Source organism: Roseicyclus amphidinii (assembly GCF_030163755.1).
Taxonomy (GTDB): Bacteria; Pseudomonadota; Alphaproteobacteria; order Rhodobacterales; family Rhodobacteraceae; genus Roseicyclus; species Roseicyclus amphidinii.
Map to the genome: position 1 here is coordinate 51,112 of NZ_JASJOE010000009.1, position 15,457 is coordinate 66,568.

General features: G+C 67.8%; 13 protein-coding genes and 1 tRNA gene. 4 read left to right on the forward strand and 10 right to left on the reverse strand.

Going from position 1 to position 15,457, the window contains the following annotated elements; genetic code table 11:
- Positions 1 to 221: 221 nt before the first annotated feature.
- Positions 222 to 1,103 (reverse strand): bile acid:sodium symporter family protein, encoded by an 882-nt coding sequence (locus QQK83_RS04915; protein ID WP_284262255.1) that lies wholly within the window; start codon positions 1,101 to 1,103, stop codon positions 222 to 224.
- A 6-nt stretch (positions 1,104 to 1,109) separates the two neighbouring features.
- Positions 1,110 to 2,849 carry an AMP-binding protein gene (locus QQK83_RS04920; RefSeq protein WP_284262256.1) on the reverse strand — a complete coding sequence of 580 codons (1,740 nt, stop codon included), beginning with the start codon at positions 2,847 to 2,849 and terminating at the stop codon, positions 1,110 to 1,112.
- Between the two features lie 206 nt (positions 2,850 to 3,055).
- On the opposite strand from QQK83_RS04920, the gene puuE reads away from it, so the two are divergent.
- Entirely contained in the window at positions 3,056 to 4,465 is a 1,410-nt protein-coding gene (puuE, locus tag QQK83_RS04925; RefSeq protein ID WP_284262258.1) for an allantoinase PuuE, read from the forward strand.
- Positions 4,462 to 4,950, forward strand: coding sequence for an ureidoglycolate lyase (locus tag QQK83_RS04930; RefSeq protein ID WP_284262260.1), 489 nt, complete (start codon positions 4,462 to 4,464; stop codon positions 4,948 to 4,950). Before puuE ends, QQK83_RS04930 begins: the two co-directional genes overlap by 4 nt.
- A gap of 178 nt (positions 4,951 to 5,128) precedes the next feature.
- On the opposite strand, the gene bhcD is transcribed toward QQK83_RS04930, so the two are convergent.
- From bhcD to bhcA, 4 genes are all read right to left on the reverse strand, one after another.
- Entirely contained in the window at positions 5,129 to 6,088 is a 960-nt protein-coding gene (gene bhcD, locus QQK83_RS04935) for an iminosuccinate reductase BhcD (protein ID WP_284262318.1), read from the reverse strand.
- 29 nt (positions 6,089 to 6,117) lie between these two features.
- Complete coding sequence (gene bhcC / locus QQK83_RS04940; protein WP_284262262.1) at positions 6,118 to 7,281, reverse strand: 3-hydroxy-D-aspartate aldolase BhcC; 1,164 nt, start codon at positions 7,279 to 7,281, stop codon at positions 6,118 to 6,120.
- Between the two features lie 87 nt (positions 7,282 to 7,368).
- The gene (bhcB, locus tag QQK83_RS04945) at positions 7,369 to 8,334 is read right to left on the reverse strand and encodes a beta-hydroxyaspartate dehydratase BhcB (RefSeq protein ID WP_284262265.1); all 966 of its coding nucleotides are present in this window, start codon (positions 8,332 to 8,334) and stop codon (positions 7,369 to 7,371) included.
- A gap of 12 nt (positions 8,335 to 8,346) precedes the next feature.
- Positions 8,347 to 9,537: an L-aspartate--glyoxylate aminotransferase BhcA gene (bhcA, locus tag QQK83_RS04950; RefSeq protein WP_284262267.1), complete on the reverse strand. Its 1,191-nt coding sequence runs from the start codon at positions 9,535 to 9,537 to the stop codon at positions 8,347 to 8,349.
- Between the two features lie 172 nt (positions 9,538 to 9,709).
- Here bhcA and bhcR point away from each other — a divergent pair, with 172 nt between their 5' ends.
- The gene (bhcR, locus tag QQK83_RS04955; RefSeq protein WP_284262269.1) at positions 9,710 to 10,546 is read left to right on the forward strand and encodes an HTH-type transcriptional regulator BhcR; all 837 of its coding nucleotides are present in this window, start codon (positions 9,710 to 9,712) and stop codon (positions 10,544 to 10,546) included.
- Positions 10,547 to 10,549: 3 nt separating this feature from the next.
- Here the strand turns inward: bhcR and QQK83_RS04960 are convergent, their stop codons facing one another.
- Complete coding sequence (locus tag QQK83_RS04960) at positions 10,550 to 11,464, reverse strand: LysR family transcriptional regulator (RefSeq protein WP_284262271.1); 915 nt, start codon at positions 11,462 to 11,464, stop codon at positions 10,550 to 10,552.
- 110 nt (positions 11,465 to 11,574) lie between these two features.
- Between QQK83_RS04960 and QQK83_RS04965 the strand changes: the two genes are divergently transcribed.
- The gene (locus QQK83_RS04965) at positions 11,575 to 12,645 is read left to right on the forward strand and encodes a tartrate dehydrogenase (RefSeq protein WP_284262273.1); all 1,071 of its coding nucleotides are present in this window, start codon (positions 11,575 to 11,577) and stop codon (positions 12,643 to 12,645) included.
- A gap of 21 nt (positions 12,646 to 12,666) precedes the next feature.
- Here the strand turns inward: QQK83_RS04965 and QQK83_RS04970 are convergent.
- From QQK83_RS04970 to QQK83_RS04980, 3 genes are all read right to left on the reverse strand, one after another.
- A tRNA-Arg gene (locus tag QQK83_RS04970) sits at positions 12,667 to 12,743 on the reverse strand.
- Positions 12,744 to 12,842: 99 nt separating this feature from the next.
- The gene (locus tag QQK83_RS04975; RefSeq protein ID WP_284262275.1) at positions 12,843 to 13,700 is read right to left on the reverse strand and encodes an ABC transporter permease; all 858 of its coding nucleotides are present in this window, start codon (positions 13,698 to 13,700) and stop codon (positions 12,843 to 12,845) included.
- 5 nt (positions 13,701 to 13,705) lie between these two features.
- The gene (locus QQK83_RS04980; RefSeq protein ID WP_417750332.1) at positions 13,706 to 15,421 is read right to left on the reverse strand and encodes an ABC transporter permease; all 1,716 of its coding nucleotides are present in this window, start codon (positions 15,419 to 15,421) and stop codon (positions 13,706 to 13,708) included.
- Between the last annotated feature and the right edge of the window lie 36 nt (positions 15,422 to 15,457).

Sequence of the window (15,457 nt, forward strand, 5' to 3'; positions counted from 1 at the left end):
ATGGCCTCCTGTGATGGAGACCGGTCTAGGCGATGCAACCGGGGGCTGTCGGTGACTATGTTACCTTCGTCAATTGACCGGGTGCGACATTCGGTTCCGGGCGAGGCCGGCCCGCGCGCGCGGGCCGCGGACCCCGTGCGGGGTCCGGTGGAAAACTCGAGTTTTCCAAGGGCGAAAAACTGCAGTTTTTCGCGTCGGAAAACCCCCGGTTTTCCGGCGCCTCAGAGCAGGCTGTCGGGCAGTTTCTGCTCGGCGGCGGTGTTGGCGCGGCGGAAGACGAGCGTCACCAGTGTCGAGACGATCACGATGAAGAGCGAGTAGAGCGCGGGCACCGCCATGTAGCTTTGCGCCTCGTCGCCCGTGAAGGTGAAGGCGATGATGGCGATGGCCAGCGGGCCGTTCTGGATGCCTGTTTCCAGCGCCACGGTCCGCGCGTTCCGCGGGTGCAGGCGCAGCGTCTTGGCGAAGAGGTAACCCACGGTGATGCCCACCAGCCCCAGCGCGATGGCCGCGACATAGGTCGCGGGCGTCGTCGAGAGCAGGAACTGCCAGTTCTGCGGCACCCAGGTCACCATGATGAAGAGGATGAAGAACAGCGCGAGCACGGAGCCGCCGAACTCGATCACCGCGCCGACATTGGCATTCAGCTTGCGCAGCCCCATGCCCAGCGCAACGGGCACCAGGAGCACGATCAGGACGCGGATGATATCCTCGCGCGGGATCTCGAGGCCCAGCACATTGGCGTAGAGCATCAGGATGATCGGGATCAGGATGACGCCGGTCACGGTCGAGGTGACGGTCATCAGCACCGAGAGCGCAAGGTTGCCCTTGGAGAAATAGGTGAAGATGTTCGAGGTCGTCCCCCCCGGCATGCAGGCCATGATGAGCACGCCCACGGCGATGGCGGGGGGCAGGGTCAGGGTGCTGACCAGCACGAAGCCCAGAAACGGCATGATGCCGTATTGGGCGATCACGCCGATCATCAGGCCATAGGGGCGCTTGAGCGCCAGCAGGAAGTCGCGCGGCGTGAGCGAGGCGCCCATGCCCAGCATGATGACCGCGACCATGATGCCCAGCAGGGTCTGGGTAAACTCGTCAACCATGGGGGCTCACTCCGCGGCGATGCGCGCGAGTTCCTCGGCGCGCAGGTCTTTTCTGAGGATCTTGCCGACGTTGGATTTCGGCAGCTCGTCGCGGAACTCCACCCGCCGGGGGATCTTGTAGCCGGTCAGATGCGCCTTGGCGTAGGCGCGGACGGCGGCCTCGGTCAGGGCGGGGTCGGAGGTGACGATGAAGGCCTTGACGGCCTCTCCGGTCGCCTCGTCGGGGACGCCGATCACGGCGGCCTCCAGAACGGCGGGGTGGGCGGCGAGCACGTCCTCGACCTCGTTGGGATAGACGTTGAAGCCCGAGACGACGACCATGTCCTTCTTGCGGTCGACGATGCGGACATAGCCGTCGGGGTCCATGGTGCCGATGTCACCGGTCAAGAACCAGTCGCCCTGCATGACCTTTTCGGTCTCGTCGGGCCGGTTCCAGTAACCTTTCATGATCTGCGGGCCGCGGGCCGCGATCTCGCCCGGCTCGCCCTGCGGCACCGGCTGGCCGTCCTCGCCGAGGCAGGCGATCTCGGTGCCCGGAACGGGGACGCCGATGGAGCCGGGCCGCGCCTTGCCCAGCGGCTCGAAGGTCAGCACGGGGGAGGTTTCGGTCAGGCCGTAGCCCTGGATCACGGGCGAGCCGGTGATGCGCTCCCATGTCTCGGCGACCGAGGATTGCAGCGCCATGCCGCCCGCGCTGGCGAATTTCAGGTGCCGCGGCGGCGTGTCGGTGAACCAGGTCTCGTTGGTGAGCCCGTTGAACAGCGTGTTCACCCCGCTCATCCAGGTGATGCGGTAATTCTCGAAGGCGCGCTTGAGGTTCGACAGCGGTCGCGGATTGGGGATCAGGATGTTGCGCGCGCCCAGCCACCAGAAGCCCAGCAGGTTCACGTTGAAGGCGAAGATGTGATACATCGGCAGGGCGGTCAGCGCGACCTCGCGTCCCTTGTCGAGATCGCCGGTCAGAAGCTCCATCACCTGTTCCATGTTCACCAGCAGGTTCGCATGGGTCAGCATCGCGCCCTTGGAGACGCCGGTGGTTCCGCCGGTGTATTGCAGAACGGCGATGTCATCGGGGCCGACGGACTGGTGATAGGCGTCGACCTCGACACGGGTCTTCGCCGCAAGCCCGCGGCCCGCGGCGATGGCCTCGGGCAGGCGGATATGGGCGGTCCCGATGGGTTTCACCGAGCGGTCCCAGTGCTTCTGCACCAGCCCCACGATGCCCCGCGGCAGAACCGGCAGGAACTCGGCCACGCGGGTGACGATCACGTTGGGGATCGGGTGACCGGCGGTCGCCGCGGGGATCTTGTCGGCGAACATGTCCATGATGATCAGCGCCCGGGGCGTGGCATCCTCGAACTGCCGGGCCATCTCCTCGGCGGTGTAGAGCGGGTTGACGTTGACCAGCACGCAGCCCGCCTTGAGCACGCCGAAGGCGGCGACGGGAAAGCTCAGGCAATTGGGCATCTGCACCGCCACGCGGTCGCCCGGCTGCAGCCCGGCCACCTCGCGCAGGTAGACCGCCAGCGCATCCGACATCTCGTCGACCTGCGCGAAGCTCAGCGTGCCGTTCATGCCGTTGGGCAGGCAACAGGTGAAGGCCGGCGCGGTGCCATAGGTCTCGGCCACGGCGCCGATCATGCCCGCGAGGTTGCGATAGGCCGGCTGTACGATATCCACCCGCGCACCGGCCCGGTAAAAGGCCGTCCACGGCCGCCCCGGATGCTCCATGAGCCTCCCCCTCATGTCCCTCCAACTGGCTGGAGACGCTAACGCAGTTGCCGGGCCGGTGGAACGGAAATCGGAGGGAACGTCACGTCATTCCGCGCGCGCCGCTCTTGACGCGCGCCCCGACCCACCTCGACCCACCCCGGCACATCGCGCAGCAAGCCCCTTGCAACCCCCGCCCCGCTTGGCCAAGCCTGACCGAGACACATCCGGAGACCCGAGCGATGCAGAGATACCCCCGCGACCTGACCGGCTACGGCCCGACCCCTCCCGATCCGCAATGGCCGGGGGGCGCGAAGATCGCCGTCCAGATCGTGATGAATTACGAGGAGGGGGGTGAGAACAACATCCTGCACGGCGATGCCGCCTCGGAGGGGTTCCTGTCCGAGATCACCGGCGCGCAGCCCTGGCCGGGGATGCGGCACTGGAACATGGAATCGATCTACGAATACGGCGCGCGCGCCGGGTTCTGGCGGCTGCACCGGATGCTGGGGCATCTGCCGCTCACGGTCTACGGCGTGACCAGCGCGCTGGCGCGGGCCCCCGAACAGGTTGCCGCGATGCAGGCGGCAGGGTGGGAGATCGCCTCCCACGGGCTGAAATGGATCGAGCACAAGGACATGGACGAGGCGACCGAGCGCGCCCTGGTGCAGGAGGCCATCGCGCTGCACACGCAGGTCACCGGCGCGCCCCCGCGCGGCTGGTACACCGGGCGCAGTTCGATGAATTCCGTGCCGCTGGCCGCCGAGACGGGGCTCTTCGCCTATATCGCCGATGATTACGCCGACGACCTGCCCTATTGGCGGCGCTTCGGGGACCGCGACCAGCTGATGATCCCCTACACGCTCGACATCAACGACATGCGCTTCGCCATCCAGGCGGGCTTCACCGAGGGGGCGCAGTTCGAACAGTATATCCGCGACAGTTTCGACTGCCTCTACGCCGAGGGTCTGGCGGGACGGCCCGCGATGATGTCCATCGGGCTGCATTGCCGGCTGGCGGGGCGGCCAGGCCGGGCGCAGGCGCTGAAGCGCGCGGTCGATTACATGGCCGGGCATGAGGGGGTGTGGTTCGCCACCCGCCTCCAGATCGCGGAACATTGGGCCGCGACCCATCCGCCGGTGGCGCGCGCGCGCCCCTCCGAGATGGACCGCGCGCGCTTCGTCGCCGAGTTCGGCGGGATCTTCGAGCACTCCCCCTGGATCGCCGAACGCGCCCATGCGCTGGAGCTGGGGCCGACCCATGACACGGCCACGGGTGTCCATTCCGCGCTCGCCCGCGTCTTCCGCAGCGCGTCCGAGGCCGAGCGGCTGGGCGTGCTGACCGCCCATCCCGACCTTGCGGGCAAACTGGCGGCGGCCAAGCGCCTGACGCCGGACAGCACCGCCGAACAGGCCAGCGCCGGTCTGGACGCGCTGACGGACGCGGAACGCGACGCTTTCAGTCGGCTGAACGCAGCCTACACGGAAAAATTCGGCTTCCCCTTCATCATCGCGGTGCGCGACCATGACAAGGCGGGGATCCTCGCGGCCTTCGAGCGCCGCCTCGGACAGGACCGCGACACGGAATTCGCCGAGGCCTGCCGACAGGTCGAGCGCATCGCCGAGCTGCGCCTGACGGAGAAGCTGGGATGAGCCGCGAGATCCTGATCGAGCCCCTGACGGCGGCGGCCTTCGCCCCTTTCGGCGAGCTGCTGGAGACCGAGGGCGCGCCGGACAAGCTGATCAACCAGGGGCTTTGCGGGCGCTGGCACGACCGCGCGCGGCTGGAGTTCGGCGACGGGCGGGCGGGGATCAGCCTCTTCCGCTCGGAAACCCGCGCGCTGCCCTATGCGCTGGAGATGGTGGAGCGCCACCCGCTCGGCTCACAGGCCTTCCTGCCGATGTCATACGACCCGTTCCTCGTCATCGTCGCGCCCGACGAGGATGGCACGCCGGGCAGGCCGCGCGCCTTTCGCAGCACGGCGGGGCAGGGGATAAACATCGCGCGCAACACCTGGCACGGGGTGCTGACGCCGCTGCATGCGCCGGGGCTTTTCGCCGTGGTGGACCGGATCGGCGAGGGCGCGAACCTCGAGGAACACTGGTTCGACACCCCCTGGACGGTGCGCGACGCCTGAGGGTCCGCGCACGACCGTCCCCTTCATCTTTCCCCAAATACGCATCCGCAGCCAGCCACCCCGCGCCAGCCCTTGCCCGGAAAGGCACCCCCGCACCCGCGTCAGCGGGTGCCGGGCCCAAGCTGTGAGACCCATGGCGCAGCCATGGTCGAACACGCGGGAGCGCGCCGGCTCGAGATCAGAGCGGAACGAGGGTCGCCGTGCCGTCCGCGACCGCCGTCTCGACGATGGAGGCCGCGACGGCCAGGTCCTGCAATCCCACGCCGGTGCCGTCGAAGAGCGTGATCTCCTCCGCGCTGGTCCGGCCCGGATGGGTGCCGTTGATGACCGCGCCCACCGGCGTCACGTCGCCCTCGGCGATCAGCCCCTCGGCCACCGCATGCTGCGCTTCGCCGATGGAGACGGACTGTGCCGCCTCGTCGGTGAAGACGGTGGCGCGCGCCAGCAGCGCCGCCTCGACCTCCTGCTTGCCCTTGGTGTCGGTGCCCATGCAGGCCAGATGCGTGCCGGGCGACACGTGATCGGCCATCAGCGTCGGCGCGAAAGACGAGGTGATCGTGATGATCACATCGGCCTCGCGCAGGCCGGGCAGTTCCACCGCCTCGAAGGGGAGACCCGCCTCGTCGGCGACCTTCTGCAGGTTCGGCAGCATCTCGGGATGCAGGTTCCAGCCGATCACCTTCTCGAAATCGCGCTGCTCCAGCGCCGCGCGCATCTGGAAGGTCGCCTGGTGGCCCGCGCCGACCATGCCCAGCACCTTGGCATCTTCCCGTGCCAAATGCCGGATCGACACCGAAGAGGCCGCCGCCGTGCGCAGCGCGGTCAGGTAGTTGCCGCCGACCAGCGCCTTCACCCGGCCCGTTTCCGGGTCGAAGAGGAAGACCGTCGACTGGTGGTTGATCAGCCCCCGCCGCTCGAGGTTATGGGGCCAGTAGCCCCCGGCCTTCAGCCCGAGGATGCCCGGCGCCACGCCGCCCTTGAAGCCGTAGAGCGCATCCTCGGTCGGCATCGCCTCGCGCACCACGGGGAAATTCGCGGCCTCGCCCGAGGCCATGGCGGCGAAGACCTTTTCCACCGCCTCGAAACTGGCTTGCCGGGTCAGGAGGCCGGGGATCATGCCCTCGGGCACGATCACCAGCTCGTGTCGGCTCATCTGTCCGCCGTCCATCAGTAGGCCTTGCCGCGGGCCGAGACGGGCCAGACCACCTCGACCTTGCCGCCGCGGACGCCGACATACCAGTCGTGGACGTTGCAGGTCGGGTCGCAATGGCCGGGGACAAGGCGCAGCTTGTCGTTGACCTTCAGGACGCCCTCGGGGTCGGCGACGACGCCATGCTCGTCCGAGCACTTGACGTATTGCACGTCGTCGCGCCCGAAGATCACCGGCAGGCCCGAGTCGACCGACTGCGCCTTGAGGCCCGCATCGACGATGGCCTTGTCGGCCTTGGCGTGGCTCATGACCGAGGTCAGGATGAACAGCGCGTTCTCCCATTCGCCGCGGTCGATGCGGTTGCCGTTCTGGTCGAGGATGCGGCCGTAATCGGCATCCATGAAGGCGTAGGAGCCGCACTGAAGCTCGTTGTAGACGCCGGAATTGCTCTCGAAATAATAGGAGCCGGTGCCGCCGCCGCCGACGATGTCACACTCGATGCCCTCGGATTTCAGCGTGTCCACGGCGTCCTTCACCATGGCCACGGCCACGGCGATCTTGGCCTTGCGCTCGTCATAGCTGTCAAGGTGCTGCATCGCGCCCTGGTAGGCCTGCAGCCCGGCGAACTTGAGGCCGGGGGCCGCGTCGATGGCCTTGGCCAGCTCCACCACGGCGGGCGTGCTGGTCACGCCGCAGCGCCCCGCGCCGCAGTCGATTTCCACGAGGCATTCGATGGTCGTGCCGTGCTTCACCGCCGCAGCCGACAGGTCGGCCACGTTGTCGAGCATGTCCACGCAGCAGATCGTGCGCGCGCCCAGCTTGGGCATGCGGGCCAGACGGTCGATCTTGGCGGGGTCGCGGACCTGGTTCGACACCAGCACGTCCTTGATGCCGCCGCGGGCGAAGACCTCGGCCTCGGAGACCTTCTGGCAGCAGACGCCGCAGGCACCGCCGAGTTCCACCTGGAGCTTCGCCACGTCGACCGACTTGTGCATCTTGCCATGCACCCGGTGCCGCATGCCATGGGCGGCGGCGTAGTCGCCCATCTTCTTGATGTTGCGCTCGAGCGCGTCGAGGTCGAGGACGAGGCAGGGGGTCTGGATCTCGCTCTCGTCCATGCCGGGCAGGGCGGGGATGTCGTAGCCGACTTCCAGGGTGTCGATGTCGATGACGTCTTTCATGGGGCTCTCCGGTTGTTCTGGTGCCGGGCTGAAGCCCGGCCTACGGGCGACTTGAGATGTAGGCCGGGCTTCAGCCCGGCTTGGGCCTTACATCCAGGGCAGCTTGTCGAGGTCGACGTTGCCGCCGGTGATGATCACGCCGACGCGGCGACCCCGGAAGATGTCGGGGTTCTTGATGATGGTCGCCAGCGGCACGGCGCAGCTGGGCTCCATCACGATCTTCATGCGCTGCCACGTGAGTTTCATCGCGTCGATGATCTCCTGCTCCGACGCCGTCAGGATGTCGGTGACGTGCTGCGACACGAAATGCCAGGTGTTCTCCTTCAGCGGCACCTTGAGCCCGTCGGCGATGGTATTCGGCGCATCGTCGGCGATGATATGGCCCGCCTTGAAGGAGCGGTAGGCGTCGTCGGCCTGTTCCGGCTCGGCGGCGTAGATCTCGACATGGGGCGCGATGTTCGACAGCGTCAGGCAACAGCCCGAGACCATGCCGCCGCCGCCGATGGGGGCGATGACCTGCTCCAGCCCTTCGACCTGCTCCATCAGCTCGCGCGAACAAGTTGCTTGCCCCGCGATCACGCGGGGGTCGTTGTAAGGGTGGACGAAATCCGCGCCGGTGCGCGCGTGGACATCGGCGAAGACGGCCTCGCGCGAGGTCGTCGAGGGTTCGCATTCGGTGATCGTGCCGCCGTAGCCGCGCACGGCGGCCTTCTTGGCCTCAGGGGCGGTGCGGGGCATGACGACGTGGCAGGGTATGCCACGGCGGCCCGCCGCGTAGGAGAGCGAGAGCGCGTGGTTGCCCGAGGAGTGCGTCGCCACGCCCTTGGCGGCCTGTTCATCGCTGAGGCCGAAGACGGCGTTGGACGCGCCGCGGACCTTGAAGGCGCCGGCCTTCTGGAAGTTCTCGCATTTGAAGAACAGCTCGGCGCCGGTCAGCTCGTTCATGAACTGCGAAGTCAGAACGGGCGTGCGGTGGATGTAGGGCCTGATCCGCTCATGCGCGGCGATCACGTCGTCGAAATCGGGGATACGGGTGGTGATGGCGTCCTTCATCGTCGCTTTCCCTTATTCGGCGGCCAGCGCGACCGGGGTCGCGGTGCTGCGGTAAACCTCTTGCGCGGCGGCGACGCCGGAGCCGAGGGTGATGTCGAGGCCGAGATCGGCCATGACCATCTCGGCGGTTGCGATGCCCGAGAGGGCCAGAACGTCGGTCAGCATGCCGAGGTGGCCTATGCGGAAGACCTTGCCCGCGACCTGTCCCAGGCCCGCGCCGAAGGCGACGCCGTAGCGGGTGCTGGCGTGGCTGACGATCCGGGCCGCGTCGAAGCCCTCGGGCGTGCGGATCGCGCTGACGGTGTCGGAGTAGAGCTCGGGGCGGACGGCACAGAGCTGAAGGCCCCAGGCATGGACCGCGGCGCGCACGCCGGTGGCGATGCGGGTGTGGCGGGCGAAGACGTTCTCGAGCCCCTCGTCAAGCAGCATCGCCGCGCCTTCCTTCAGCCCGTTCAGCAGGCCCACGGCAGGCGTGTAGGGATAGGCGTTGGCGGCGTAGCCCGCGGCCATGTCGCGGATGTCGAAATAAGTGCGCGGCAGGCCCGCGGTTTCCGCGGCGCGCATGGCCTGTTTCGAGAAGACCGCGATGCCGAGGCCCGCGGGCAGCATGAAGCCCTTTTGGCTGCCGGTGACGGCGACGTCGACCTTCCAGCCGTCGAATTCGAAGGGCATGGAGCCGATGGAGCTGACCCCGTCGACGAAGAGAAGCGCGGGGTGTTTCGCGGCATCCATCGCGCGGCGGACGGCGGGGATGTCGGAGCGCACGCCGGTGGCGGTCTCGTTATGGGTGGCGAGGACGGCCTTGATCCGGTGGCCGGTGTCGGCGGTCAGGATTTCCTCGAAGCGGTCGGCGGGGATGCCTTCGCCCCATGGCGTTTCCACGATCTCGACGGTCAGGCCGTGGCGCTGGCACATGTCGATCCATTTGTGGGAGAACATGCCGTTGCGCGCGGCCAGAACCGTGTCGCCGGGGTTCAGCGTGTTGGTGATCGCCGTTTCCCAGCCGCCGGTTCCGGTCGAGGGGAAGACGAAGACGCTGGCATCCGCCGATTTCACCACGCGGCGCACGCCGTTCAGGGCGGGGTGCAGGATGTCCTTGAACAGGCTCGAGCGGTGGTCGAGCGTGGGCATGTCACAGGCGCGCCGAAGGCTCTCGGGCATGTTCGTGGGGCCTGGAATGAAAACCGGGTTCTGGAAGCTCATGGGGTGCCGTCTCCTCATCTCTGGGGACAAGGTAGAGTGCGGCACCCGTGCGCACAATTTTTTTGAAAAGGTTTTTCAGAACTGATAGTGTGAAGTGTGGTCGTTGAATATCAATGACTTGATATTTTTCGCATGGTGAAAGCGTTTTTCACTGCACTGCAGCGAGGCTTCGATGCGCGACGATCAGAATGCCGAATCCCCCCGCCGGGCGCGGGGCCGCCCAAAGGCTTGGGACGACAAGACCGAGCAGAACACGATCAAGTCGCTCGACCGGGCGATGGCGGTGTTCGAGCATCTCTCGACGATGCAGGGCGCGACCCTGTCCGAGCTGGCCGCCGATACCGAGCAGTCGCCGGCGACGACCTACCGTATCCTGACGACGCTCGAGGCCCGCGGGCTGGTGGAGTTCGATGCAAGCGCGCAGCTGTGGCACATCGGGCCGCGCGCCTTCCTGATCGGGGCGCGGTACCTGCGCCGCACCTCGGTGGTGGACCGGGCGCGGCCGATCCTGCGGCGGTTGATGGAGGCGACGGGCGAGACCGCGAACCTCGGCATCGCGCGGGAAAGCCATGTGCTTTTCGTGAGCCAGGTGGAAAGCCATGCCTCGATCCGGGCGTTCTTTCCGCCCGGCTCGCTGTCGCCGATGCATGCCTCGGGGATCGGCAAGGCGCTTCTGGCGCAGATGACCGATGACCGGCTGTCGCGCTACATCGCCACCGCGCCGCTGGACCGGTTCACAGTGCGCACGCTGACCGATCCGGGCGACTTGCGCGCCGATCTGCAGGAGACACGGGCGCGCGGCTTTGCCATCGACGACGAGGAAAAGACCGAAGGGATGCGCTGCATCGCGGCCCCTGTCTTCGACTGGAACGGAGAGGCGGTGGCGGGGCTGTCGGTCTCCGGCCCGGTGAGCCGGGTGTCGGAGGCCGAGACGCCTCGGCTGGCCGATGCGGTGACGCGGGCGGCGGACGAGCTGTCGGCGGCGCTGGGCGCGGATCGCAAGGGCTGAAGCTCAGGCGAGCGCGGCGAGGCGGTCGAGGTTCCGTTCGAGGCAGTCGAGGAAGCGGTCGCGCAGCGGGTCGCGCACATCGGCGGCCCATGCGGCGGCAAGGTGCAACCGGCGGATGGGCTGGCCCGTGGGCGTGAGCAGCGGGCGGAAGGCGACGCCGTCGGTGCGGACCTGCGCCGACCAGCGCGGCACCACGGCAAGGCCGAGACCGGCGGCGACCAGGCCGACGATGGTGTGCTTCTCCTCGGCGATCTGGGCGATGCGCGCGCTGTGGCCATGCTCCAGCATCAGCTTGATGGTCAGGTCGTGACTGTGCGGGCGCGACTGGCGGTCGGGCACGATCAGCGGTGCGTCCGACAGGTCGTCGACGCTCAGGCTGTCGCGGGCGGCCAGCGGGTGCCCCTCGGGCAGGGCGACGACGGTGCTTTCGGAGAGCAGCGCGCGCGTGACAAGCCGCGGGTCGCGCCGGTCGGGCGGGCGCAGGATGGCCAGGTCGAGGCGGCCCGACAGAAGCCGGGGGATGAGCTGGATCGTCTTGCGCTCCTCGATATGGACGGTGACCTCGGGGGCCTCGTCGCGGAAGAGCGGCAGGACCTGCGGCAAAAGCCCCGCGGCGGCGCTGTCTATCGCGCCGATGGCAAGGCGGCGTGCGCCGCTGCGGCCAAGCCCGCGGGCGCGCGTCTCGAAGGCTTCGGCCTCGGCCAGGAGGCGGCGGGCATCCGGCAAAAGCTCCTGCCCGGCGGGGGTCAGGCTGACCTGCCGCGTGGTGCGCTGCACCAGCGTCGCGCCGAGGTGATCCTCGAGCGCGCGCAGGCGGCGGCCGAGCGTGGCGGGAAGCATGTCGAGCCGCCGCGCGGCGCGGCCGAAATGCAGCTCGTCGGCGACGGCGAGGAAACAGGCGAGATCGGCGAGGGTCATGGGGGTCCGGATATTATTGCAGGACTGTATATAATGATCTGGGACTTGAGGCGAGGGGGGCTGCGCCGTTACCCCGCTGCCAGATGCAACCCGAGCCGGAGGTTTCCGCCATGCAAAGCTACAAGATCGCCGCCATTCCCGCCGACGGTATCGGCCCCGAGGTGATCGAGGCCGGGCTCGCCGTGCTCGAGGCCGTGGCCGCGCGCGAGGGGTTCGCGCTGGAGGTCACGCAATTCGACTGGGGCTCGGACTATTACAAGCGCCATGGCGAGATGATGCCGGCCGATGGCCCCGAGCAGCTGAAGGGCCATGACGCGATCTATTTCGGCGCGGTGGGTGCGCCGGATGTGCCCGATCACATCACGCTCTGGGGCCTGCGCCTGCCGATCTGCCAGGGGTTCGACCAATATGCCAACGTGCGCCCCACGCGCATCCTGCCGGGGATCAAGGCGCCCTTGGCGGGCGTGGGGCCGGGGGATCTCGACTGGGTGATCGTGCGCGAGAACTCGGAAGGCGAATACTCCGGCCACGGCGGGCGCGCGCATCGCGGCCTGCCCGAGGAGGTGGCGACGGAGGTGTCGATCTTCACCCGCGTGGGGGTGACGCGGATCATGCGCTATGCCTTCGCGCTGGCGCAGTCGCGGCCCCGCAAGCTGTTGACGGTGGTCACGAAATCCAACGCGCAGCGGTTCGGCATGGTGATGTGGGACGAGATCGCGGCCGAGGTGGCCAAGGAGTTCCCGGACGTCACCTGGGACAAGATGCTGGTTGACGCGATGACGGTGCGGATGGTGAAGAACCCGCAGTCGCTCGACACGATCGTGGCGACGAACCTGCATGCCGACATCCTGTCGGATCTCGCGGGCGCGCTGGCGGGCTCTCTGGGCGTTGCGCCGACGGCCAACATCGACCCCGAGCGGCGCTTTCCCTCGATGTTCGAGCCGATCCACGGCTCGGCCTTCGACATCGTGGGCAAGGGCATCGCCAATCCGGTGGCGAGCTTCTGGACCGCGGCGCAGATGCTGGAGCATCTCGGCCAGCCCGCGGCGGCGACGCGGCTGATGGCGGCAGTCGAACAGGTCTGCGCGGCGGGCATCCTGACGCCTGACGTGGGCGGCACCGCCACCACGCAGGAGGTGACCGACGCGGTGGTCGAGGCGGTGCGGGGCGCAAACGCCTGAGCGCGCGACGGCCTTTGGTGATGGCGACCCCTGAAGGACTCGAACCCTCAACCTGCTGATTAGAAGTCAGCTGCTCTATCCTGTTGAGCTAAGGGGCCGCTTGGGGCCTTGAATAGCGGACCGTTCCGGTCCGGTCCACGCTCAAAGCGCGCGGTCGTCGTGTGTTCGACCGCGCCGGACCCTGCGCCCCGGCCTGCTCAGCCGGGGCTCATCCCGCGCAGGCGTTCGGAGCGGCGGCGCAGGATCTCGACCACGCTCAACAGAAGGATCGAGATCACCACGAGGATCGTCGCCACCGCAAGGATCGTCGGGCTGATCTGCTCGCGCAGGCCCGTGAACATCTGCCAGGGCAGGGTCTGCTGGCCTGCAGAGCCGACGAAGATCACCACCACGACCTCGTCGAAGCTGGTGATGAAGGCGAACAGCCCCCCCGAGATCACGCCGGGCAGGATCAGCGGCATCTGGATCCGGAAGAAGGTCGTCACGGGGTTCGCGCCGAGGCTGGCCGCGGCCCGTGTCAGCGAGCGGTCGAAGCCCACCAGCGTCGCCGTCACGGTGATGATGACGAAGGGAATGCCGAGCGCCGCATGCGCCAGCACGACGCCCCAATAGGTGCCTTGCAGGCCCACGCGGGAGTAGAAGAAATACATGCCCGCCGCCGAGATGATCAGCGGCACGATCATCGGCGAGATCATGATCGCCATGATCGTGCCCTTGAAGGGCACGTGGCTCTGGCTGAGGCCGATGGCGGCCAGCGTCCCGAGCGAGACGGCGAGCAAGGTCGCCATGGGCGCGATCAGGACCGAGTTGCGCAGCGCCTGTTGCCAGTCGGGATTGGTGAAGAAATCGACGTAGTGCTTCAGGCTGTAGGCCTCGGGCTCGAAGGCCAGCATGCCGGGCGTGAAGGTGAAGAAATCCTCGGCGTTGAAGCTGAGCGGGATGATGGTGAGGATCGGCGCCATCAGGAAGAAGAAGATCAACCCGCAGAGCACGCGGAACCCGTAGAACCAGATCCGCTGGCCGGTGGTGGCATAGGGGGGAAGCTTGTGGTCCATGGCGATTATCCCAGCTTCACGTTGTCGATGCCGACCAACCGGTCATAGAGCCAGTAGAGCGCCAGCACGAGGATCAGCAGGATCGATCCCAGCGCGGCCGCGAGGCCCCAGTTCAGGCTGTCGGAGATGTGGAAGGCGATCCGGTTCGAGATGAAGATGCCGGTGCGGCCACCGACCAGTTCCGGCGTGATGTAGTAGCCGATCGACAGGATGAAGACGAGGATGCAGCCCGCCCCGATCCCCGGCACCGATTGCGGGAAATAGACCCGCCAGAAGGCCGTGGAATTGGTCGCGCCCAGCGATTTCGCCGCGCGGACGTAGGAGGGCGGGATGGTCTTCATCACCGAGTAGAGCGGCAGGATCATGAAGGGCAGCAGGATGTGGGTCATGGCGATGACCGTGCCGACCTGGTTGTTGATCAGGGCAAGCCGCGCGTCATCGGCCACGAGGCCCAGCCACACCAGCGTGTCGTTGATCACGCCCTGTTGCTGGAGCAGCACCTTCCACGCGCTCGTGCGCACCAGGAGCGAGGTCCAGAACGGCAGCAGGACGAGGATGAGAAGCAGGTTCGACGTGCGCATCGGCAGGTTCGAGAGCAGGTAGGCGATCGGGTAGCCGAGCAGCACGCACAGCCCCATGATGGTCAGCGACAGCACGATGGTGCGCCAGAAGAGCATCAGGTAGATCTGCTGTTCCTCGGGCTGCATCTCGATGCCTTGCGGGGTCAGCTGCAGGTCGAGCGCGGCGAGGAAGTAGCCGGCCGTGTAGGGGTCGGAGAAGGTCTGGATCGTCTCCCAGGTCTTCAGGTCGCCCCAGCCGTCGTCCATGTCGATGAAGAACGCGGGCAGGTCGGTTGCCTCGAAGCCTGCCGCAACGCCCGCGGCCTCTTGCACCAGCGCGGCCTGCGGGCCGTCATAGGCGGCGATGGTGGCGGCGGGCTGGCGCAGGAGGTCGCGGTAGAGGGCGAGGTAGACCGTGTTCCAGGGCTCTTCCGCCGTCGGGCTGTCTTCGTCCTCCTGCTGGATCGTGGTGGCGAAGGAGCGATACGCGTCCGCGGTTTCGGGCAGGGTGGCGGCGATGCCGCCGGCAAGGCGGAAGGCCGGCTCGGCCTCGTCGAAGGGGCGGTCTGCGGCATCGGCCGCGTCGGCGCGCGCGGCCCAGTCGGCCTGCGCCGCGATCCAGTCGGGGGCGGCCATCAGGGCCACCCAGGCGGCCGGGTCTTCCCATTGCGGGTTCAGGTCGATGAACTGCTCGGCCTGCGTCTCGCCAAGGTCGTCGATGCCCCGCCCGGAGCGACGAAAGGTCGAACTGATACCGGTGGTCTCGTAGTTGAGGCGGCTTCCGAGGCGGGTGTGGATGCGGCGCTCGGCGGCTTCCATGAAATCATAGGCCAGCGCGGCGAACGTGTCCTGGGAGGGCAGGTCCTGCGCGTCCCAGTCCTCGAGCGCGACGACGGTGCGCGGCAGCGTCTCGGAGGTGATCTGGTTCTCGACCGAGCGGAACAGCATGTCGAAGATCGGCGCGACGAAGGTCACCAGCAGGAACAGCAGGAGCGGCGCGATCAGCGCCAGCGCCCGCAGCTTTTGCGCACGCAGGGCGCGGTTCAGGCTTTGCTTGAGCGGGCGGCCGTCGGCGGCCATGACCGGCCCGGTCTGCTCGGCTTCGGCGCGGCGCGCGTCGGCGGCGGCGCGGCCGATGTTTCCGGTGGCGGCATCAGTCATTGGGCGCTCTCCAGGTCGCGGGGGCCATCACGCGCG

Coding starts and splice junctions, on each gene's coding strand:
- QQK83_RS04965 (WP_284262273.1), top strand. CDS start 11,575: ATGCAAAGCTACAAGATCGCCGCCATTCCCGCCGACGGTATCGGCCCC.
- QQK83_RS04920 (WP_284262256.1), bottom strand. CDS start 2,849: ATGAGGGGGAGGCTCATGGAGCATCCGGGGCGGCCGTGGACGGCCTTT.
- puuE (WP_284262258.1), top strand. CDS start 3,056: ATGCAGAGATACCCCCGCGACCTGACCGGCTACGGCCCGACCCCTCCC.
- bhcA (WP_284262267.1), bottom strand. CDS start 9,537: ATGAGCTTCCAGAACCCGGTTTTCATTCCAGGCCCCACGAACATGCCC.
- QQK83_RS04980 (WP_417750332.1), bottom strand. CDS start 15,421: ATGACTGATGCCGCCACCGGAAACATCGGCCGCGCCGCCGCCGACGCG.
- QQK83_RS04960 (WP_284262271.1), bottom strand. CDS start 11,464: ATGACCCTCGCCGATCTCGCCTGTTTCCTCGCCGTCGCCGACGAGCTG.
- QQK83_RS04915 (WP_284262255.1), bottom strand. CDS start 1,103: ATGGTTGACGAGTTTACCCAGACCCTGCTGGGCATCATGGTCGCGGTC.
- QQK83_RS04930 (WP_284262260.1), top strand. CDS start 4,462: ATGAGCCGCGAGATCCTGATCGAGCCCCTGACGGCGGCGGCCTTCGCC.
- bhcR (WP_284262269.1), top strand. CDS start 9,710: ATGCGCGACGATCAGAATGCCGAATCCCCCCGCCGGGCGCGGGGCCGC.
- bhcB (WP_284262265.1), bottom strand. CDS start 8,334: ATGAAGGACGCCATCACCACCCGTATCCCCGATTTCGACGACGTGATC.
- bhcC (WP_284262262.1), bottom strand. CDS start 7,281: ATGAAAGACGTCATCGACATCGACACCCTGGAAGTCGGCTACGACATC.
- QQK83_RS04975 (WP_284262275.1), bottom strand. CDS start 13,700: ATGGACCACAAGCTTCCCCCCTATGCCACCACCGGCCAGCGGATCTGG.